The 19,233-nt window shown below is 68.5% G+C and carries 16 protein-coding genes; 11 read left to right on the top strand and 5 right to left on the bottom strand.

Annotation, left to right across the window (positions count from 1 at the left end; all coding sequences use genetic code 11):
• Nucleotides 1-4 precede the first annotated feature (4 nt).
• The 3 genes from nusG to rplA all read left to right on the top strand — a co-directional run bounded on the left by nusG (nucleotide 5) and on the right by rplA (nucleotide 2,325).
• Nucleotides 5-1,015, top strand: a complete 1,011-nt coding sequence (nusG, locus tag G531_RS22565; RefSeq protein ID WP_035758943.1) for a transcription termination/antitermination protein NusG — start codon at nucleotides 5-7, stop codon at nucleotides 1,013-1,015.
• Between the two features lie 106 nt (nucleotides 1,016-1,121).
• Nucleotides 1,122-1,553: a 50S ribosomal protein L11 gene (rplK, locus tag G531_RS0113510; RefSeq protein WP_026927669.1), complete on the top strand. Its 432-nt coding sequence runs from the start codon at nucleotides 1,122-1,124 to the stop codon at nucleotides 1,551-1,553.
• 67 nt (nucleotides 1,554-1,620) lie between these two features.
• On the top strand, nucleotides 1,621-2,325 hold the full coding sequence (gene rplA, locus G531_RS0113505) for a 50S ribosomal protein L1 (protein WP_026927668.1): 705 nt from the start codon (nucleotides 1,621-1,623) through the stop codon (nucleotides 2,323-2,325).
• A gap of 71 nt (nucleotides 2,326-2,396) precedes the next feature.
• Here the strand turns inward: rplA and G531_RS0113500 are convergent, their stop codons facing one another.
• The gene (locus G531_RS0113500) at nucleotides 2,397-3,047 is read right to left on the bottom strand and encodes a hypothetical protein (RefSeq protein ID WP_026927667.1); all 651 of its coding nucleotides are present in this window, start codon (nucleotides 3,045-3,047) and stop codon (nucleotides 2,397-2,399) included.
• A 458-nt stretch (nucleotides 3,048-3,505) separates the two neighbouring features.
• Between G531_RS0113500 and G531_RS22560 the strand changes: the two genes are divergently transcribed.
• A complete protein-coding gene (locus G531_RS22560) occupies nucleotides 3,506-4,438 on the top strand; it encodes a type IV toxin-antitoxin system AbiEi family antitoxin domain-containing protein (protein WP_051215483.1) in 933 nt (310 codons plus the stop codon).
• A 120-nt stretch (nucleotides 4,439-4,558) separates the two neighbouring features.
• Here the strand turns inward: G531_RS22560 and map are convergent, their stop codons facing one another.
• From map to G531_RS0113480, 3 genes are all read right to left on the bottom strand, one after another.
• Nucleotides 4,559-5,332, bottom strand: coding sequence for a type I methionyl aminopeptidase (map, locus tag G531_RS0113490; protein ID WP_026927666.1), 774 nt, complete (start codon nucleotides 5,330-5,332; stop codon nucleotides 4,559-4,561).
• A gap of 104 nt (nucleotides 5,333-5,436) precedes the next feature.
• Nucleotides 5,437-6,180, bottom strand: coding sequence for an NlpC/P60 family protein (locus G531_RS22555; protein WP_026927665.1), 744 nt, complete (start codon nucleotides 6,178-6,180; stop codon nucleotides 5,437-5,439).
• Between the two features lie 183 nt (nucleotides 6,181-6,363).
• On the bottom strand, nucleotides 6,364-8,169 hold the full coding sequence (locus tag G531_RS0113480; protein ID WP_211221855.1) for a PhoX family protein: 1,806 nt from the start codon (nucleotides 8,167-8,169) through the stop codon (nucleotides 6,364-6,366).
• Nucleotides 8,170-8,657: 488 nt separating this feature from the next.
• On the opposite strand from G531_RS0113480, the gene rplJ reads away from it, so the two are divergent.
• The gene (gene rplJ, locus G531_RS0113475; protein WP_026927663.1) at nucleotides 8,658-9,272 is read left to right on the top strand and encodes a 50S ribosomal protein L10; all 615 of its coding nucleotides are present in this window, start codon (nucleotides 8,658-8,660) and stop codon (nucleotides 9,270-9,272) included.
• Between the two features lie 70 nt (nucleotides 9,273-9,342).
• On the top strand, nucleotides 9,343-9,738 hold the full coding sequence (gene rplL / locus G531_RS0113470; RefSeq protein WP_026927662.1) for a 50S ribosomal protein L7/L12: 396 nt from the start codon (nucleotides 9,343-9,345) through the stop codon (nucleotides 9,736-9,738).
• A gap of 184 nt (nucleotides 9,739-9,922) precedes the next feature.
• Here rplL and G531_RS25765 read toward each other — a convergent pair whose 3' ends face one another.
• On the bottom strand, nucleotides 9,923-10,498 hold the full coding sequence (locus G531_RS25765) for a hypothetical protein (RefSeq protein ID WP_026927661.1): 576 nt from the start codon (nucleotides 10,496-10,498) through the stop codon (nucleotides 9,923-9,925).
• A gap of 225 nt (nucleotides 10,499-10,723) precedes the next feature.
• Between G531_RS25765 and benA the strand changes: the two genes are divergently transcribed.
• From benA to G531_RS24735, 5 genes are all read left to right on the top strand, one after another.
• Complete coding sequence (gene benA / locus G531_RS22550) at nucleotides 10,724-12,088, top strand: benzoate 1,2-dioxygenase large subunit (protein WP_035758940.1); 1,365 nt, start codon at nucleotides 10,724-10,726, stop codon at nucleotides 12,086-12,088.
• Nucleotides 12,089-12,117: 29 nt separating this feature from the next.
• Nucleotides 12,118-12,636 (top strand): benzoate 1,2-dioxygenase small subunit, encoded by a 519-nt coding sequence (gene benB, locus G531_RS0113455; RefSeq protein WP_026927660.1) that lies wholly within the window; start codon nucleotides 12,118-12,120, stop codon nucleotides 12,634-12,636.
• 28 nt (nucleotides 12,637-12,664) lie between these two features.
• Nucleotides 12,665-15,355: a benzoate 1,2-dioxygenase electron transfer component BenC gene (gene benC / locus G531_RS0113450; RefSeq protein WP_026927659.1), complete on the top strand. Its 2,691-nt coding sequence runs from the start codon at nucleotides 12,665-12,667 to the stop codon at nucleotides 15,353-15,355.
• Between the two features lie 31 nt (nucleotides 15,356-15,386).
• Complete coding sequence (locus G531_RS22545; RefSeq protein ID WP_051215482.1) at nucleotides 15,387-17,771, top strand: LuxR family transcriptional regulator; 2,385 nt, start codon at nucleotides 15,387-15,389, stop codon at nucleotides 17,769-17,771.
• Nucleotides 17,772-18,059: 288 nt separating this feature from the next.
• A complete protein-coding gene (locus tag G531_RS24735) occupies nucleotides 18,060-18,941 on the top strand; it encodes a hypothetical protein (protein ID WP_051215481.1) in 882 nt (293 codons plus the stop codon).
• The last annotated feature ends 292 nt before the right edge of the window (nucleotides 18,942-19,233 follow it).

Raw genomic sequence — 19,233 nt, 5'->3', positions numbered from 1 at the left:
CATAGTGAGCAACCCCGAGGACGAGGAGAATTTCTCCGAGCCCACCGCCGAGGACCTCGACAATCTCGAGGACTTCGACCTGGACCTCGATTTCGACGACCCCGAACTCGACCTGAATCTCGGGGACGATGACGAGGACGACGAGGACGCCGCCGAGGACGTGCAGATCAGCTTCGCCGACGACGATGCCACCGAGGAGACGCCGGCAGCCAGCGACGTCCGGATCGACCTTGCGGCCACCGACCAGGTCGCCGCGCCGGAGTCTGCCGCCGATGAGGAACTCGACCTCAGCGGCACCGAACCCACCGAAGAGCTGTCGATCAGCCTGGACTTCGACGCCGAGGAGGACACCGCAGCCGGCACCACCGAGTCCGCCGAGCCGACCACCGACGAGGAGGCCCTCGAGGCCGCCATGGAGGAACTGCGCGCCGAGCTGCGGGCCAAGCCCGGCGACTGGTACGTGGTGCACACCTACTCCGGCATGGAGAAGCGGGTCAAGCAGAACATCGAGTCCCGGGCCGCGTCGCTGAACATGGAGGACTACATCTTCGATGTCCGCGTGCCGACCGAGGACGTCACCGAGATCCGCAACGGCAACAAGAAGACCGTCACCCGGTCGGTGCTGCCGGGCTACGTGCTGGTCTGCATGGAACTCACCGACGAATCGTGGAGCGCGGTACGCCACACCCAGTCGGTCACCGGCTTCGTCGGTAACGGCAACGATCCGATCCCGCTGAGCCTCAGCGAGGTCGAGCAGATGCTGGCGCCGTCGGTCCAGGCCGAGGTTGCCCGGCAGGCGGTGCACGCGCAGAAGTCGGTGCGGCCCAAGAAGATCGAGGTGGCGGACTTCAGCGTGGGCGATTCGGTCATGGTGACCGATGGCCCGTTCGCCGGGGTACACGCCTCGATCACCGAGATCAACGCCAACAGCCAGCGCCTCAAGGCACTGGTGGAGATCCTGGGCCGGGAAACCCCGGTGGATCTCACCTTCTCCCAGATCCAGCGGATCGACTGAGCGAAGCCTGCTGGCGTACGCCGGGACGACCCTGGGGAGTCCCGGCACCGGCACGGTTCGCCGTGCCCACATCCGAATATCCCCACTCAACCAAGAGGACCCGAACATGCCTCCCAAGAAGAAAGTCGCAGCGCTGGTCAAGGTCGCGCTGCAGGCCGGCCAGGCCACTCCGGCCCCGCCGGTCGGTACCGCGCTCGGCCCGCACGGCGTCAACATCATGGACTTCTGCAAGCAGTACAACGCTGCTACCGAAGCCATGCGTGGCAACGTCATCCCCGTCGAGATCACCATCTACGAGGACCGCACCTTCTCCTTCATCACCAAGACGCCGCCGGCGGCTGAGTTGATCAAGAAGGCCGCGGGCGTGAAGTCCGGTTCCGGTACGCCGAACAAGACCAAGGTCGGCAAGATCACCCGGGATCAGGTCAAGGAGATCGCCGAGACCAAGCTGCCCGACCTCAACGCCAATGACGTCGACGCCGCGATGAAGATCGTCGAAGGTACCGCCCGCTCCATGGGCATCACCGTCGACGGCTGAACCACCCCTATCCATCCTGTGGGAGCCCCGCGCTGGGGCGTACCACGCACTGACCGAGGAGTCAGACATGCAGCGCAGCAAGGCCTACAAGGCCGCAGCCGAGAAGATCTCGGAAGACAAGCAGTACCGCGCCGAAGAGGCGATCAAGCTGGTCAAGGAGACCAGCTCCAAGAAGTTCGATGAGACCGTCGATGTCGTGATGCGACTCGGCGTGGATCCCCGCAAGGCCGATCAGATGGTCCGCGGCACCGTGAACCTTCCCAACGGAACCGGCAAGACAGCCCGGGTCCTTGTTTTCGCCACCGGTGAGAAGGCTCAGGAGGCGCTGGATGCGGGCGCCGACGAGGTCGGGTCCGACGATCTGATCCAGAAGGTGCAGGGCGGCTACCTCGACTTCGACTCCGTGGTCGCGACTCCGGACATGATGGGCAAGGTCGGCCGACTGGGCCGCGTCCTCGGCCCGCGTGGCCTGATGCCGAACCCCAAGACCGGCACCGTGACCCCCGATGTGGCCAAGGCCGTCTCCGACATCAAGGGGGGCAAGATCGAGTTCCGCGTCGACCGGCACTCGAACCTGCACTTCCTGATCGGCAAGGCGTCCTTCACCGCCGAGCAGCTCGAGCAGAACTACTTCGCCGCCCTCGATGAGGTGCTGCGACTCAAGCCGAGCAGCTCGAAGGGCCGCTACATCAAGAAGATCACCTTCTCCTCCACGATGGGTCCCGGCGTCCAGGCCGATCCCACCCAGGTGAAGGCGTCCGTCGAGGCCTGAGCCGCACGTTCCGCGTACGCCGGGCCCCGCTTCCGAACAGTCGGAAGCGGGGCCCGGCGCTTTGGGGCGGTTCAGCGCTCCGGTCTGGGCGGGCGCGTCGGCTTGCGGACCGGATCGCGCGACGGCTCCTTGGGCGGGGGCCCGGTATAGATGTCCTCGAGGCCCAGATCGTGGCCGCGGATGTCCCGCCATTCCAGCTTCCCGTGCGGGAAGAGGAACACGCCGATCACCCACGTGTCCCCCTTGCGGGCGTAGTGCCCGCTCGGCATTCCGGCGGCGAACCCGGAGCGCGTGGAGTAGTCGTGGATGTGGGTGAACCAGCGGTCCCGGGTGATGCCGGACGGATTGGTATTCCCGAAGCCGAGTTCGGCGGTGGGCACGTCCCGGAAAGTGCAGGTGCCCGGCACGACGAGATGGGTGCCGAACACCTTTCCCTGGCCGTAGTCGGCATGGTGGAAGGTGTGGAAGCCGTGCTGGTAGCCGTGCCGACGGGCATAGTCGTGGGCGCCGGACAGCCGGCTCGGGGCGTCGTGCCGCGGGAACTCGGTGGCCGGGACGTCGCGCCAATGAATGACGGCAGGCCGGAACAGAAAGTATCCGTAGAAGATCCCGGTCGACTTGCGAACCCGGTGGAAGTTGGGGAAGGCCCCGGCGTACCCGTTCCGGACGGCGTAGTCGGCGCCGACGGCGAAGCGTCGGCCGAACTCTGCATCGGTGGTCATCGCCGGGGCTCCTCGGCCGGGTCGGTGGCCGGCGTACCGGACGGGGTCGGTGGGGCCAGCGGGTGGGTCAGCGCTGGGCGTACCGCAAACAGGGACATAGCAAACTCCTCGGGCCGATCTCGGTTGGTCGCCAGTGGGGTTCAGGCGGAACATCGCTTATATCAAGATTAGATTTGCGGATGCGAGGGCGCCATCCTGCCTTTGAGGGACACCGGGCCCACCGAAATCAGGGCGTGCTTCGCCCAGCGGCCGTACGGTCATCGAGCGTCAGTTCAGGCAAGGCAACTTCTGTGCGCACAGACGTCCGGTCGCCCCGAGTGAAGCTGGATGACGTGGCTGAAGCTGGATGACGCGGCCGCCGCTGGGTCGATGGGGGTTGGCAGAAACGGTTCCGAACTTGTCCACAGGTTGCGCTGCAGCTCTTTCGGCGGTGGGCACGGCCCGGTGAACTTGGGCAGGTGCATTCCGAGATCCTGAGTACTGAGCAGCTTGCGCTGCGCGGCCACACCAAACAGTCGATCCGCCGGGCCTGCGCGCACGGAGAACTCGTGCGGCTGCGTCCCGGTCGCTACCGTCCCGCGATTCCCACCGATCGGCTGGTCCCGGCAGCCTGGCCCGAGGGCGAGGCGGAACGGCGCCATCTGCAGTTGCTGTCGGCGGCCCTCCCGCTGGCAGCGGGCACCGTGGCCAGCCACCTCAGCGCCGGGGTGCTGCACGGGCTCCCGGTCCCGCACGAGGAACTCCAGCGGATTACCACGTTGCGCGGCGGGTCCGGGCACGGCACCCGCCGCGACACCCGTTGGACTCGCCGGGCACGGCTCCCCACCAGTGATGTCACCACGGTGCAGGGGATTCCGGTCACCACCCTGGCCCGGACCGTCGCCGACCTCGCGCGTACGCTCCCCTTCCCGGACGCGGTGGCGGTGGCCGATGCCGCACTGCGCCGGGGATCCGAGACGGCCGAGGATGCCCGGCTGCGGTTCCTGGAGCAGCTCCGCCATCGGCAGAGCGGGAACGCGCTGGCCCGTCGGGCCCTGGTGTTCGCCGATTTCCGTGCCGAGTCGCCGGGGGAGTCACGCTGTCGCGCGAGCTTCGCGCTGGCCGGCGTACCGATTCCGCAGTTGCAGTACGAGGTGTACGCCGACGGGCGACTGCTCGGGCGGGCGGATTTCGCCTGGCCGGAGCAGCGGCTGCTCGGGGAGTATGACGGGATCGGCAAGTACGACGCCCTGGTCGGTGGGGACACCGCCCGAGCCATCCGGCAGGAGAAGGCGCGGGAGGGCCGGATCTTCCAACTCGGCTGGAACACCATCCGGTTCACCCACACCGACCTGCAGGACCTGGCGGCGTTGCGGATCCGGGTGCTCGACGCGTTGGACCGCAGTCGCTGACCCCGCAGTCCTGATCGAACTGCGCCACCGCCATCGAGCTTCAGTCCGGGCAACCCAACTTCGGTGCGCCGGGAAGCCCGATAGCCATCGGTGACGCTGGGTGACCCCGCGTACGCCGGATCAGGCGGGGAGCGTGAGGACCTCCACCCCGCCCTCGGTGATCGCCACGGTGTGCTCACTGTGCGCGGTACGACAACCGGTGGCGCTGCGCAGCGTCCACCCATCGGTCGGATCGGTGACCAGCCGCGCGGTATCGACCATCACCCAGGGCTCCAGGGCCAGCAGCAGGCCCGGGCGCAGCTTGTACCCCCGCCCGGCGCGCCCGGTATTGGGCACGTGCGGATCCTGGTGCATGCTCGACCCGATGCCGTGCCCACCGAAGTCGGTGTTGATCGGGTAGCCGGCGCCGGCGAGCACGGTCCCGATCGCATGGGAGATGTCCCCGAGCTTCTTGCCCGGTCCGGCGGCAGCGATTCCGGCCGTCAGGGCCCGCTGCGTGGCATCGATCAGGGCGACGCTCTCCTCGGGCCGGGAATCGCCCACCAGGAAGCTGATCGCCGAGTCCGAGGCAATGCCGTCGAGCTTGATCGCGAAGTCCAGGCTGAGCAGATCACCGTCGGCCAGGGCGTAGTCCCGCGGCATGCCGTGCAGCACCGCATCGTTGACCGAGGTGCAGATGTAGTGCCCGAACGGGCCGTCCCCGAAGGAGGGGGCATAGTCGACGTAACAGGACTCCGCGCCGGCATCCTCGATCAGTTCGCGGGTCCACTCATCGATCTCCAGCAGGTTCGTGCCCACCCGCGTACGGTCCCGCAGGTTCTGCAGGATACTGCCGACCAGCGCACCGGTACGCCGGGCCCGGGTGAGTTGCGCCGCTGTAAGGATCTCGATCATGGACTGCCCCTTCTGCCGAATACCCGACCACCGTACGCCGGACAGCACCCACCCGGGGCGACTGCCCAGTGCAGCCGCCCCGGGTCGGTCCGGGGGAGGGGCGCTCAGAAGTAGGCGTAATAGGTCGGGGAGCCCCACGGTGCCCGCTGGCTGACCCCGGTGCGGGAGTTGCCGGCGTCGATGATCTGGCCGTTGCCGGCGTAGATCGCAATATGACCGGGCCAGTACACCAGGTCACCCGGCCGGGCCTGCGACTTGCTGATCCGCTTGCCACCGGCGGCCTGCTGGTCGGAGGTGCGCTGCAGGTTGATCCCGGCGGACCTGTACGCGGCCTGGACCAACCCGGAGCAGTCGAAGGTGCTCGGCCCGGAGGCGCCCCACACGTAGCGGCTGCCGATCTTGGACCTGGCGTACGCGAGGATCTGGTCGCGCTTGGCCTGTTCACCGGCCGGCGGTTTCGGGGCCGGGGTGCTCGAGCCCGACGGGGACTGCTTCAGCGCGGCCCAGGTGTACTGGCCGACCACGCCGTCCACGGCCAGCCCCGGCCGGGCCTGCTGGAAGGCGATCACCGCGGCCTCGGTCCGGGGACCGAAGACGCCGTCGACGGCGAGGTTCGCGCCGTGCCGGTTCAGCAGGCACTGGGCGGACTTCACCACATCGCCGCGGCTGCCCTGCTTGATGACGGTCCGGGACCAGCCGGTGGAACAGCCGGCCGGGGCGGCGTCGGCGGTGGTGATCCCGACCACGGCGGCCGACCCGCCGACCGAGATGACGGCGGCGGCGACCAGGGCGATCAGCCGGGTCCGGGACTTCTGGGTGCGGGGGAGCTGGGGCAGCGTGGGGGCCATGGCGTACTCCTGGGGGTGGGCAGTCCGTGGGCTACGTCCGGAATCCTGCCGGGCCCGGGGCCCCGCGTCACCGCTGCGGCCGGCGGAACCTTCCCTCGGACGAACGCCCGGAACGGCAGTCGCCCCGCCGCGGAGTGCGGCGGGGCGACCGGTGCATCAGGTACGCCGGGGCGTACTCCTCGATCAGGACCCGAAGACGCCACCATCGGTGCGGAAGATCACCAGCGTGGCATCGCGGGGGACCGTGACACCGTCCTGGTTGACCTGCGGGAAGTTGGAGACCTTGGGGTCACCGTTGCCCGGGTGCTGGATGTTGGCGAAGCCGGTGCGCTGATCGGCGCTGACGGTGATGCCGGTGACCTCGCCGCCGCGTACGCCGGTCATCAGGCGACGGAACTCACCGGTGTGCTGGTGGGCCACGAAGAGGTGATCGTTGTTCTTACCGGGCTGGCTGCCGTCGGTCTCGACGAAGACGCGGCCCTGGCCGTCGGCCCAGATGCCGTCGGGGGAGCCGAACATCTGGCCGGCCTCATCCTTGACATCGTTGGCGATGGCGAAGAAGTCCCACTCGAAGGTGGTGCCGGTGTGGTCGTCGGCGTCGTGCCACTTGACGATGTGACCGTTCGGGTTGCTCCCGGACGGGTTGCCCGGGCGATCCTGCGCCTTGGGCGAGGTGTTGTTGGTCAGGGTGGCGAACATCTCTCCGCCCTGGCCGACGGTGATCCACTCCGGCCGGTCCATCATGGTGGCGCCGGCCTGGTCGGCGGCGATCCGGGTGTTGATCAGGATGTCCTCCTGGGTCCACCCGGCCAGCTTCGGGTTCTTCGGGGAGAGCTCGAGCCACTCACCGGTGCCGTCGGCCTTGAACGCCGCCACGTAGAGCACGCCCTCATCCAGCGGGCTCTGGCCCTGGGCCTGCATCGACTTGTAGTTCTTGGCCGAGACGAACTTGTAGATGTACTCGTTGCGCTCGTCATCGCCGGAGTAGACGACCACACGCTGGCCCCGGCCGACGGTGACGCAGGCGCCCTCGTGCTTGAAGCGACCCAGCGCGGTGCGCTTGACCGGCTTCTTGCTCGGATCGTTCGGGTCGATCTCGACGACCCAGCCGAAACGGTTCTCCTCGTTCGGGTTCTTCGCGATGTCGAAGCGATCGTCGAACTTGAACCAGTCGTAGCCGCCGCCGGCCGCGCTGATGCCGTAGCGCTTGTGCTCCGCGGTCTGGGTCCAGGCGCCGGTGGCACCCACGTAGTTGTGGAAGTTCTCCTCGCAGGTGAGGTAGGTGCCCCACGGGGTGTGGCCCATGGCGCAGTTGTTCAGCGTGCCCTTGGGATCGTTCGCACCGATCTTGGTGACCAGCTTGGCGGACTTCGCGGCCGGGCCGGAGAACTCCACCGAGGTGTTGGCGGTGATCCGCCGGTTGCGCCGGTCGGCCTGGACCTTCCAGGTGCCACCCTGCTTGGCGATCTTCACCACGGCGACACCGTGGGCGGCCTGGCTCAGCCGGACCTGCTCCAGGCTGACCGGCTGCGCGGCGCCGTAGATGTGCTCGTTCTCGCCGTACTCGTGGTTGACGACCAGCACGCCGGCGTCGTTGCCCTCGGTGAACAGCCACATGCCGTCGTGGCCGATCCCGATCGCCTGCTCCTGCTGAGCGGCGGTGAAGCCGTTGTAGTCGAAGGAGGTGCCGGAGCCGTCCAGCTTCTCCCGCCACGGGATCAGCACCTGGTACTCGTACTCCGCGGCCACCTTCGGCAGCGGGCCGTTGTCCTTGGCCAGGTTGGTGAAGGTGATCAGATCATCGGCGGTCTTGGTCGCGCCGGGGTTCGGCTTCTTCGGGGCGGCGTACGCCTCGGCGCCGGCAACGAAGCTCAGCGCGGCCACACCCAGCGAGCCGGCCAGCACGCCACGACGGGTCGCGCGGGCGGCGACAATGTCGGCGAAGAGGGGATTGGAACTCGGATTGCTCATCTCGTCGTGATCGTGCACGTGGACTCCTAGTACGCGAAAGGTAAAGTTCGGGTCGGACCGGGCCGAACCTATGAGTGAGTTGTGAACTCTCGGCGACGGCCGGGCGAACGTCGGGTGGCCGCGGAGCGAACCGAATCGGATGCGCATCGATCTGCGGTCGCCGATTTCGGCGGCCGGACTCCGACCGGGGTCTGGGGAACCATCGGACTACGGTCGTAGGTCGCACCTCAGGTCACGCAGATTTGGGTGGGGCGTTGCGGTGTTGTAGAGTGTCGGGAGCCGAAGACCGCTGGTTGGTCGGGAAACCGATCCGAAGTTCCTTCCAGGATGCCCGCGCAGGTGTGACGAAGTGCCCCCGCTTGCTCGTACGCGAGCCTGCCCGGGGAGCGCCCCGGAGCCGCCTGTGCGCCGGGGCTTTTTTGTTTCCCCCGGCACCTGCGGAACCGCCCAGTTCCTTCGGTGGGGTCGTCAACCGGCGACCACGAAGTGAAGTGGGAAGGAGAACCATGGCCAGGCCGGACAAGGCAGCCACGGTTGCGGAGTTGACGGAGCATTTCGCCAACTCCCAGGCCGCTGTGCTGACCGAGTATCGCGGGCTGAGCGTGGCTGACCTGAAGGCGCTGCGGCGCGAACTCGGGTCGGACGCCACGTACGCCGTGACCAAGAACACTCTGACCCTGATCGCGGCGCGCGAAGCCGGCATCGACGGACTCGATGACCAGCTGACGGGCCCGACCGCGGTTGCATTCATCACCGGCGATGTCGCGTCGGTGGCGAAGGGTCTGAAGTCGTTCAGCAAGAATCACCCGCTTCTGGTGCTCAAGGGCGGCGTCATGGAGGGCAAGGTCCTCGACGCCGACGAGGTCAAGGCCCTGGCCGACCTCGAGTCCCGTGAGGTCCTGCTGGCCAAGATGGCCGGTGCCCTGAAGGCAAACCTGAGCAAGGCCGCGTTCGCGTTCGCCGCGCCGGCCAGCAAGCTCGCCCGCGCCTTCGGTGCGCTCGAGACCGCTGCTCAGGAGGATCCCTCGAAGATCGGTGGCCCCGGTGCCGCCGACCAGAAGCAAGTTGCAGACACCGAGGCAGCGCCCGCTGCGGAGGAAACCGCTCAGGCCGACGCCTGAGCTGCGCATCACCACCGCAGCATCCGCTGCCCAACCCGGCACCGTGTGCCGATAACGAAAGGACGCCATCATGGCGAAGCTCAGCACCGACGAGCTCCTTGACGCCTTCAAGGAAATGACCCTGATCGAGCTCTCCGACTTCGTGAAGAAGTTCGAGGAGACCTTCGACGTGACCGCGGCCGCCCCGGTCGCCGTTGCCGCTGCCCCGGCCGCCGGTGGCGCCGGTGGCGAGGCCGCCGAGGCCGCTGAGGAGCAGACCGAGTTCGACGTCGTCCTCGAGGGCGCCGGCGACAAGAAGATCCAGGTCATCAAGGAGGTCCGTGCCCTGACCTCGCTGGGTCTGAAGGAGGCCAAGGAGCTGGTCGAGTCCGCTCCCAAGGCCGTCCTGGAGAAGGTCAAGAAGGAAGAGGCCGAGGCCGCCAAGGAGAAGCTCGAGGCTGCCGGCGCGTCGGTCAGCGTCAAGTGATCAAGCTCGGTGTCGGCACACCCCGCTGACACCGTCTGATTCGTGGCCGGGTCCCCACCAGGGACCCGGCCACGAATGTTTTCCGGGTCGATCCCGGGTGCGGTTCACCACCGAGGGCGGCCTCGGTAGCCGATGGTGGCGGATCGGGCGGCAACGGGGCGCGTGCGGCGCGACCCGCGGGGAATCAGGCGCGAGCGGCCAGTGCCGCCCCGAGCGCCGCCACCGGCTGGGCGGGGGGCGCGGGCGAGACCGTCGGCACGGTCAGCGGAGCGCGATCGGCGCACGGGGCCTCGACCAGGCGCAGGTCGGCGACCAGACTGCCCAGGCGCGGATGCTTGGTGTCCATCTCCCGGTGCAGCGCCGCCACCAGGGCCTCGCGCCGATAGGCCGCCACCAGGTAGAGCGGCTTGTCCGCCTCATTGAGCGCCACGACCCCGTCGATGCTGTCGTCGACGCCGGCCAACGTGGCGATCACCCGGGCGAGTCCGGCGGCGGCGTCCGAGCACTGGCTGGTCACGACCAGCAGCCACGCGGCGGGGGAACAGTGGCCCAGCGTCTCCACGCCCTCGGCGATGCCCATGACCGGTCCGCGCGTACGCCGGGCGGAACTGCCCTGATTGGCCACCACCACACTCTGCCGGGCCCCGCTGCAGGCCTCGATCACCGCTTCGAGTCGGGAGGCCCGGGCACTCGGCCGGCCGAGCACCCCGTAGGAACGGGTGCTGGCAAGGATCAACGCATCATATTCATCCACGGCCATGAAGGAACTCTAACGCGCCGCGCGCTGCCATTGAAATCCCCGGCAAGGTTAGTACGGGGTCTGATACCCCTCCTGGGCCCCTTGTAGGTAATCCAAGGGTAGCCTAGGTGCCCGCTAGGGCATCCCCCGGTGCATTCCGCTGTGGAGCGTGCGCAGAATAAGGCCAACAAGTGGGGCCGCCGGTCTGGCGGTCACAGTGCCATCGTTGCCACTGAAAGGGTTCGCATGACCACTCATCTGGATCTCGACAACGCCATCATCGACGACCGGGAAAAAGGCATCTACCGCGCCAACCGGTCCATCTTCACCGATGAGGAACTGTTCGAACTGGAGATGAAGCACATCTTCGAGGGCAACTGGCTGTACCTTGCCCACGAGTCGCAGGTTCCCAACCCGGGGGACTACTTCACCACCTACATCGGTCGGCAGCCGGTCGTCATCACCCGTGGCAAGGACGGCAAGCTCAACGCGCTGATCAACGCCTGTGCGCACCGCGGCGCGATGCTGTGCCGCAAGAAGACCGACAACCGACTCACCATCACCTGCCCGTTCCACGGCTGGACCTTCCGCAACGACGGCAAGCTCCTCAAGGTGAAGGACCCCGACGACGCCGGCTACCCGGACACCTTCAACGTCGACGGGTCGCACGACCTCACCCACATCGCCAAGTTCGACTCCTACCGCGGCTTCCTCTTCGGCAGCCTCAACGCCGACGTGCTCCCGCTGGAGGAGCACCTGGGTGACGCCACCAAGGTGATCGACATGCTGGTCGACCAGTCGCCGGAGGGCCTGGAGGTGCTGCGCGGCGCCTCGACCTACACCTACGACGGCAACTGGAAGGTCCAGGCCGAGAACGGTGCCGACGGCTACCACGTGACCGCCACCCACTGGAACTACGCCGCGACCACCTCGCGCCGTTCCAGCGGTGAGTCCACCAACACCACCCAGACCGTCGACGCCGGCAAGTGGGGCAAGTCCGGCGGTGGCACCTGGTCCTTCCCGCACGGACATCTGTGCCTGTGGACCTGGGCGGCCAACTGGGAGTCCCGTCCGCTGGCCGAGAAGCTGGATGAGCTCAAGAAGGAGTTCGGCGAGGCCAAGGGCGATTTCATGGTCAAGGGTTCGCGCAACCTGAACCTGTACCCCAACGTGTACCTGATGGACCAGTTCTCCACCCAGATCCGGCACTTCCGCCCGCTCGCGGTGAACAAGACCGAGGTGACCATCTACTGCATCGCACCCAAGGGGGAGAGCGACAAGGCCCGCGCCCAGCGGATCCGCCAGTACGAGGACTTCTTCAACGCCTCGGGCATGGCCACCCCCGACGACCTGGAGGAGTTCCGCTCCTGCCAGTTCACGTTCCAGGCCACCGCTGCTCCGTGGAACGACATGAGCCGCGGCGCCAAGCACTGGGTCGACGGTCCCGACGAGGTCGCCAAGTCCCTGGGCATGGACCACGTCATCTCCTCCGGCGTCAAGAACGAGGACGAGGGCCTCTACCCGGTCCAGCACGGCTACTGGCTCGAGGTCATGCGCAAGGCCACCGCTGACGAGAACAACGGATCCCACGGATCCAACGGCACCCGCTGAATCGCGACGGAATCAAAGGAGCACACATCATGACCGAGACCCTGTCGCAGAACCAGGTTCAGATCGACCAGACCACCATCGAGCAGTTCCTCTACCGCGAGGCCCGCTACCTCGACGACCGTGAGTTCGAGACCTGGCTGGACTGCTACGCCGACGACGTCGTCTTCTGGATGCCGGCCTGGGACGACAACGGCAAGCTGACCCAGGACCCGCAGCGGGAAATGTCGCTGATGTACTACGGGAACAAGGGCGGTCTGTCCGACCGCGTCTTCCGGATCCGCACCGAGCGCTCCAGCGCCACCTCCATCCCGGAGCCGCGGACCAGCCACAACATCACCAACGTCGAGGTGATCGAGCGTCGCGGGAACCTGGTGGACGTCCGGTTCAACTGGCACACCATGTACTTCCGCTACAACACGGTGGACCCGTACTACGGCACCAGCTTCTACACCATCGACTTCGGTGGTGAGTCCCCGCTGATCCGCCGCAAGACCGTCGCTCTGAAGAACGACTACATCCACCACGTCGTGGACATCTACCACATCTGATCGCGCGTGACCCCAGAAAGGTGGTCCAATGACGGACTACAAGGTAGCGCTGTCTTTTGAGGACGGTGTGACCCGATTCATCAATGTTGCCGACGACCAGACCGTCGCCGACGCGGCGTATCGGCAGCGGATCAACATTCCGGTGGACTGCAACGACGGTGCCTGTGGCACCTGCAAGGCGTTCTGCGAGTCCGGTGAGTTCGATCCGGGCTCCTACGTGGAGGATGCCCTCAGCGCGGAGGAGGCCGCGGAGGGCTATGTCCTGGCGTGCCAGGCCCGGCCCAAGTCGGACATGGTGCTGCAGATCGCGTGCACCTCGGCGGTTGCCAAGACCCAGTCGGCGACCTTCACCGGCACCCTCACCGAAGTGCATCACTTCTCGCCGACGGTGACCCGGCTGCGGATGAAGATCCCGAACCGGGACAAGCTGGCCTACCTGCCCGGGCAGTACGTGAACATCACCATCCCCGGCAGCGACGAGACCCGCTCGTACTCCTTCTCCAGCGCACCGGATTCGGAGGAGCTGGAGTTCCTGATCAAGATCGTCCCCGGCGGTCTGTGCTCGGAGTGGGCCTCGAAGGTCGCGAAGGTGGGGGACGAGGTGACCTTCAACGGTCCCCACGGCTCCTTCTTCCTCCGCGAGACGAACACCCCGCTGCTGATGGTGGCCGGCGGCACCGGCCTGGCGCCGATCCTGGCCATGCTCCGGTCGATGGAGGCCCACGGGTCCCCGCGTACGGTCCACATGGTCTACGGCGTGAACACCGACGGCGACGTGGTCGAGATCGACGAACTCGAGCGGTTGACCTCGAAGCTGTCCAACTTCACCTGGGACTACGTGGTCACCGATCCGAACACCACGGCCAAGAACGTCGGCTTCGTGATGTCGATCATCTCCGACACGCACCTGCACTCCGGTGACGCGGCGATCTACCTGTGCGGTCCGCCGCCGATGGTCGAGGCGGTGCGTACCCACGTGAAGGATCTCGGGGTCGAGCCGAACGGCTTCTACTACGAGAAGTTCACCTCCGCGTCCGCGCCGAAGGTGGCCGCGGTCGCCGAGCCGACCGCTGACGAACTGGTGGAGGCCCAGCAGACCGTCGGTGCGCCGCTCTGGGTTCCCGCGACCCGGGAGATCCAGTACGCCGGTGCCGAGGCCCGTGGCGTGATGGGGCAGAGCATGTTCCCCGAGGCCGAACTGGCCCCGGCGAGCGGCGGTGGCGGTATCCCGGACGGCTTCGGGATGCGCGACCTGATGGGCCAGGAGATGTACGGCTCGCAGCTCAGCGGGGAAACCACCGCGCTGGCACCGAACGCCGACGTGGCTCCGGTCCAGGGCTCGCGAACCATCATGGGCGAGGAAATGTTCCCCGCGGCCGAGATCACCTCGGTCGGGGGCGACCAGCCGGCCGGAATCGCCGCGCACTTCGTGCCCGGTGCGGCCGACCTCACCACCGACGGCTACGAGATCGGCGAGGAGCATCCGCCGGTGACCAAGTCCGACGCCATCTTCGAGGCCCGCCGGGCCCTCGAACTGGGTGCCCTGGAACTGGTCATGGGACGGATCAACTCCCAGCAGGTCGCGGGCTACCGGATGCTGGCCGAGGCCACGTTGCCCTACGTCAAGGGAGATCAGTTCGTCGACGCGATGGCCTACACCGAGACCAACGCGGCCTTCCACGACTACCTGTTCACCCTGACCGGTAACGATCACCTGCGGCAGGCGTACACCCGCCTGGGGGTCAAGGGTGAGATGGAGTCGACGCTCAAGAACGCCCACTGGTGTCACCCGCTGGTGGCCAAGGATCACGTCGACATGGTCAACGCGATCGAGGCCGGCGACCGGGAACGGACCCGTCAGTTGTTCATCGCGCACGCCGAGCGGTCGCAGATGACCATGCGGCGGGCGATGGCCGATCAGCAGGCCCGGACGGTCAGCACCACCGGCCGGTTCACCGGCAAGGCGGTCCTGATCACCGGTGCCGCCCAGGGAATCGGTGAGGCCGTGGCCCGCCGGATCCATGCCGAGGGTGGCGAACTGCTGCTGGTGGACCGCTCCGAGCTGGTCGAGAACGTGGCCGCGGGCCTGGACCGGGAAGGGGCGCACGCCCAGTCCCAGTTGGCCGATATGGAGACCTTTGAAGGCGCGCAAGCGGCGGTGGATGCCTGCATCCGGCGCTTCGGGCGGGTCGACATCGCGATCCATGTGGTCGGCGGCACGATCTGGCGCAAGCCGTTCGAGGAGTACGCCCCCGACGAGATCGAGAAGGAGATCCGGCGCTCGCTGTTCCCGACGCTGTACTCCTGCCGTGCGGTCCTCCCGGAGATGTACGCCGCGGGGCAGGGCACGATCGTGAACGTCGGCTCGGTCGCCACCACCGGCCTGAACCGGCTGCCGTACGCGGCCGCCAAGGGCGGGGTCGCGGCGCTGACCAGGTCGCTGGCCTGGGAGGCCGCCAAGCACGGTGTCCGGGTCGTGGCCACCGCTCCGGGTGGGACCGAGGCGCCGCCGCGGCGGGTTCCGCGCGGTGGGGAGCCGACCAATCCGCAGCAGGAGGCCTGGCACCAGGTCACGGTGGATCAGACCATCGAATCCTCGCTGTTGAAGCGGTACGGCACCCTGGAGGAACAGGCGGCAGCGATCTGCTTCCTGGCCTCCGATGAGGCCTCCTACATCACCGGGACGACCCTCCCGGTGGCCGGCGGAGACCTTGGCTGAACCGATTGATCCCAGGAACGGGGCGGGCCGAATGGTCCGCCCCGTTCCGGCTCGCCCGGCGTCGGGGGAAGGGGAGGGCGACGAGGTGTTTCCCCTGTCCGGCGCGGTTGCCCCGGCCACTGCCCCCGTGGCCGCTCCCGACGACAACGACGAGTCCCTCGACGTCGCGGACGCCCAGGCAGCGGTGCCGGTCCCCGCACCCGTGGTCGAACCGAAGACTCCCGCCTATCCCGAACATCTGGATGCCGCCGGGGTCCAGGCCCTCGCCGCCGCGGCCGGCATCAGCATCCCGGAAGCGAATGCCCGCCGGTTGGCCCGGCACGTGGACGGCTCGGCCGAGCAGTTGCTGGAACTGCTGAACACCCACGACCCCGAGACCTGGCAGGCGCTGGACGCCCCGCTGCCGCCCACCGACAGTGCGCTGCAGCAGATGCGCACCCTGTTGGACGAGGCCGATGAACAGGTGCGCCGACTGGTCGACGCGTGCGCGACCATCGGCCGCTGGTCCCGCGTCGAAGAGGTCGCCGAACTGGCCGAGCTGGAGGAGCCGCTGCCGGTGGTCGATCGCGCCGTGGCACTCGGCCTGCTCCAGGTACGCCGGGCCGCGCTGCGCCGCCTGCTCGGCTTCAGCTCGCGACTGGCCCGGGCCGCGGCGTACGAACTGATGGGGGTGGCCCGGCAGAGCGAACTGCACTCCCGGGCCGCCGAGATTCTCACCGACACCGGGGCCCGGCTGCAGCAACGGGCGCTGGCGATCGGGGGTCCCGACGCCGAGGTGGCCGAGGCGATGGACCAATGGGCCGCCAAATGTGCCAGCGAGGGGGCGTGGGAGCGGGCCGGCGAAGCGTGGCTGGCCGCCTCGCGGATGTCGGTGACCGAGGCGGAGGCCGCCCGGCGGCTGGTGTCCTGTCTGGATGCCAAGGTCAGCTACGGCAACCTGTTCGAAGTGCTGGCGCTGACCCCCGAACTGGAGCCGGCCCCCGCCTCACCGATGCGGGAGGCGGTGCTGGGCTACCAGCAACTTCTGCTGGGACACCGCGACGAGGCCGGGGTCCTGCTGCGGCGCGCCTGGGAAATGGCTCCCGAGGAGGACCGCGCGGCCCGTTCGGCGATCGCGCACCGGCTCACGCTGCACAACCTGGTCGACTGGAACTGTGCCGAACTGATCACCTGGGGCCGGCGGGCGATCGAACTGGCCGACGGTGCCCTGCCCTCGGTGCCGTCGGGCCTGGAGGCGCACACCATGTTGGGCCTGGGCCTGGGCGGGGAGGGGCGGACCGAGGAGGCGCTGGCGGCGTACGGCCGGGTCACCCGGTCCTCGCTGGGTGGGGCGCAGGGCCAGCGCGCGATGATGGGGCAGGGCTGGCTGCATCTGGCCCTGGACCGGGTCGCCCTGGCCGCCCATGAACTGGACATGTCCGCGCCGATCGCGGCCTGGCGGGGCTCGACCCGCGTGTCGCTGTGGTCCTACGGCTGGCTCGCCCACGCCCGACTCGCGCTGGGTGACCTGAGCGCGGCCCAGGCGGCGGTGGACCGGGCGCTGCCGATCCTGGAGGAAACCGGACAGAATGTCGCGCTGCCCCTGGTGCACTGGGCCGGAGCGCAGATCGCCGCCCTGCGCGGGGACATCCCGACCGCCGAGCGGCATGCCGCGCGGGCGGCCTCGGTGCGGACGGACTACCAGGGGATGCACGTGGCGATGACGATGGCGCGCGCCCAGGTGTTCACCGCTCAGGGGGACTACGCCGGAGCGCTGCGGGCGATGGAGCCGTTGGCGCAACTGAAGCGGTATCACGGGATCGACGAGCCGGGGTTCTGGCCCTGGCAGGATCTGTACGCCGTGGCGCTGATCGCGGTCGGGCAGACCGATCAGGCCGATGAATTTCTGCGGCCGCACGAGGCCCTGGCGGCCGAGCGCGGGCATCGCTCGAGCATCGCCCGGATGGCTTCGGCGCGGGGGCGGATCCGGTTCAGCCGGGGCGATGTGGCCGGGGGGCGGGAATCCTTCGAGTCGGCCCTGGCGGTCATCTCGGACCTGCCGCTGTCCCTGCTCCGGGCCCGGATCCAGTACGCCTTCGGCCAGGCGCTGCGCCGGGCGGGCAAACGCCGGGAGGCGGAGGCGGAGTTGTCGCATGCCCGGCGGGGGTTCCTGGCGATGGGGGCGCAGGGGTATGTGGACAAGTGTGACCGGGAGCTCAAGGCGGGCAGCCGGAGCCGGGATTCGGAGTCCCTGACCGAACTGACCCCGCAGGAGCAGGCGGTGGTCGAGCTGGTGGTCCAGGGGATGTCGAACCGTGAGGTGGCGGCCAGTCTGTTCATCTCGGTGAAGACGGTGCAGTATCACCTCACCCGGGTGTACGCCCGGCTGGGCGTACGCTCGCGCGCGGAGTTGACGGCGCTGCATCACGGCAGCTGATCGGTAGGTCGGTTCCGGCGGGGGTGTCGGGCGGTTCGCGAGGCGTGGGGGTCGGTTTCGTGGGGCGAGGGTCGGTTCCGCGGGGTGAGGTTCGGTTTCGCGGGCGTGGTTCGTGATCGCTGGCGCTGCAGGGACCGCGTACTGAAACAAGGCCAGCGGACCGCTCCGATGGCCCGCACACCGGCCCGGCCGGCGAAGGTGGGCGGCCAGCGAAATTGGTCGGATTGCCCTGTGGACAACCCCGTTCGAGGGCAGCGCCGCGGCGTACGGATGAGGTCTGCTGGAGCCGTGGACCAACAGATCTTCACCACCCAGAATCTGCGCACCCGCGGGTACACCCACGACATGATCCGCCGGGCCTGTGCCGACGGCTCCCTGGTCCGGCTCCGCCGGGGCCGATTTCGCCGTCCTCGGGTCAGCGATGGCCAACCCCTCGATGCCTGGCCGACCGACGAGGCCGAGCACCTGCACCGGTTGCTGCTGTACTCCGCGCTTCCGCTGGCACTGGGTACCGTGGCCAGCCACCAGACGGCGGCGATTCTGCACGGGCTTCCGGTGCCCGCGCGGGAGTTGGGCGTGCTCGCGATGCTGCGCCCGGGAGCGGGCCAGGGATACTGCAGCCGAACCCGACGGCTGCGGCAGGCCCACCTGCCCGATACCGAGGTGGTCGACCTGTCCGGGATTGCCGCCACTTCCTTCTCCCGGACCGTGCTCGACCTGGCCCGCACCCTCCCGTTCCCCGATGCGGTGGCGGTCACCGATGCCGCGCTGCGGCGCGACCCGGACGCGGCCGAGTCGGTCCGGGCGGACCTGCTGGGCCGGCTCCGGCAGCGGCGCCACCACGGCAACCCGGCCGCTCGGCGGGCGGTGCTCTTCGCCGATCCGCGGGCCGAGTCGCCTGGTGAATCCCGGTGTCGGGCCACCTTCGAACTGGCCGGAATCCCGATTCCGCGACTCCAGCTGACGCTGCAGGTCAACGGCGAGTTCGTGGCCCGGACCGACTTCGGGTGGGAGGAGCATCGGGTCGTCGGAGAGTACGACGGTCGGCAGAAGTACGGCAGCGACCCCGGCGCGGTGCTGACTCGGGAGAAGGCGCGCGAGGACCGGATCCGGGAGCTGGGTTGGCGGATGATCCGCTTCGTCAGTGCCGATCTGCGGGATCCGGATTGACTGCGTACCCGTGTCCTCCGGGTGCTCGGGACCACGGAGCGCCGGCCGTCGGGGTCGCTGTAGCAGGCCGGTTCGCGGGTCGACTTCGGGGGCGCGGGCCGAGCTTCGGTACCTGGGGCTGGGGTCGGGTTCGCTGGGCCTGCAGGACCCGCGTACTCAATAGAGCCCCGCGGAGCGCCGGTAACCCCCGCGCCAGGGGCGGGCTGGGCTCAGGTTTGCGGGCCGACTTCGGGGCCGCGGGCCGAGTTTCGGCGGCGCGGGCCGGATTCGGGTTCGCTGGCCCTGCAGGACC

The sequence above is a fragment of the Granulicoccus phenolivorans DSM 17626 = NBRC 107789 = JCM 15570 genome, assembly GCF_000423085.1.
Taxonomy (GTDB): domain Bacteria; phylum Actinomycetota; class Actinomycetes; order Propionibacteriales; family Propionibacteriaceae; genus Granulicoccus; species Granulicoccus phenolivorans.
Note: the sequence above shows the minus strand (reverse complement) of the source record. Positions and strands in the feature narration are given on the sequence as shown.

Excerpts from the sequence above, each read along its gene's own strand:
- rplK (WP_026927669.1), top strand. The coding sequence starts at position 1,122 with ATGCCTCCCAAGAAGAAAGTCGCAGCGCTGGTCAAGGTCGCGCTGCAG.
- rplA (WP_026927668.1), top strand. The coding sequence starts at position 1,621 with ATGCAGCGCAGCAAGGCCTACAAGGCCGCAGCCGAGAAGATCTCGGAA.
- G531_RS0113500 (WP_026927667.1), bottom strand. The coding sequence starts at position 3,047 with ATGACCACCGATGCAGAGTTCGGCCGACGCTTCGCCGTCGGCGCCGAC.
- map (WP_026927666.1), bottom strand. The coding sequence starts at position 5,332 with ATGATCGAGATCCTTACAGCGGCGCAACTCACCCGGGCCCGGCGTACC.
- G531_RS22555 (WP_026927665.1), bottom strand. The coding sequence starts at position 6,180 with ATGGCCCCCACGCTGCCCCAGCTCCCCCGCACCCAGAAGTCCCGGACC.
- rplJ (WP_026927663.1), top strand. The coding sequence starts at position 8,658 with ATGGCCAGGCCGGACAAGGCAGCCACGGTTGCGGAGTTGACGGAGCAT.
- rplL (WP_026927662.1), top strand. The coding sequence starts at position 9,343 with ATGGCGAAGCTCAGCACCGACGAGCTCCTTGACGCCTTCAAGGAAATG.
- G531_RS25765 (WP_026927661.1), bottom strand. The coding sequence starts at position 10,498 with ATGGCCGTGGATGAATATGATGCGTTGATCCTTGCCAGCACCCGTTCC.
- benA (WP_035758940.1), top strand. The coding sequence starts at position 10,724 with ATGACCACTCATCTGGATCTCGACAACGCCATCATCGACGACCGGGAA.
- benB (WP_026927660.1), top strand. The coding sequence starts at position 12,118 with ATGACCGAGACCCTGTCGCAGAACCAGGTTCAGATCGACCAGACCACC.
- benC (WP_026927659.1), top strand. The coding sequence starts at position 12,665 with ATGACGGACTACAAGGTAGCGCTGTCTTTTGAGGACGGTGTGACCCGA.
- G531_RS22545 (WP_051215482.1), top strand. The coding sequence starts at position 15,387 with ATGGTCCGCCCCGTTCCGGCTCGCCCGGCGTCGGGGGAAGGGGAGGGC.